The organism is Streptomyces sp. NPDC058469 (assembly GCF_042721125.1).
GTDB lineage: Bacteria > Actinomycetota > Actinomycetes > Streptomycetales > Streptomycetaceae > Streptomyces.
Genome location: NZ_JBHXME010000221.1, coordinates 1 through 583 on the forward strand (window position 1 = coordinate 1; position 583 = coordinate 583).

Consider the following 583-nt stretch of genomic DNA (forward strand, 5'->3'; position numbering starts at 1 on the left):
ATGGGGAGCCAGAGGCGGACGAGTTCGTCGCGCAGAGCGTCCCGCTCGGGCCCGTCGGGCAGGTGCGCGAGGCGGGCGAAGGCGGCGGCGGTGTCCGGGGCGTCGTCGTGCGGATGGCGCTTCCTGGTGACTGTGGCCATGGTGCTCACAACTCCCTCAAGGGGTTGCCGACTGGACGGTCCCCATGGGAGCGAGCACGCACTGACCAGGCGAAACACACCCGCGATCCGGCATACGCCAGCTCCCACGGACGTGCCTCCTGTCCGAAGCACTCACAGGCCGCATTCCCGCACAGAGAGCCCCGAAACAGGCTCACGCACAGGATCACCCAGAGCCAGAGAAAGCGAACAAAGCGTGGCGAACGGGGCGAGGGGCGCAACGGCCGTGGAAGCCGGCGCCGGCCGCACCGCACGCTTGTACGGTGCCTGCCACCCGCAGCAGATCAGCCGGAAAGCGGCAAGCCGAAGTGGATGGGCCCGTGGGGGGGGGGGTCGCGTCCCGCCGGGTGGGGGGGGGGGGGCCACGCCCCCCCCCCACATACCAAGACCCCCCCCCACCCGCCCGGGCCCCCATGCCGCCCGCG

At 72.2% G+C, this 583-nt stretch carries 1 pseudogene; it reads right to left on the minus strand.

Annotated elements, in window-relative coordinates:
- Window positions 1-140, minus strand: a pseudogene (locus ACFWP5_RS47920) (B/F/G family RNA polymerase sigma-70 factor); the annotation flags it as partial.
- Window positions 141-583 lie beyond the last annotated feature (443 nt).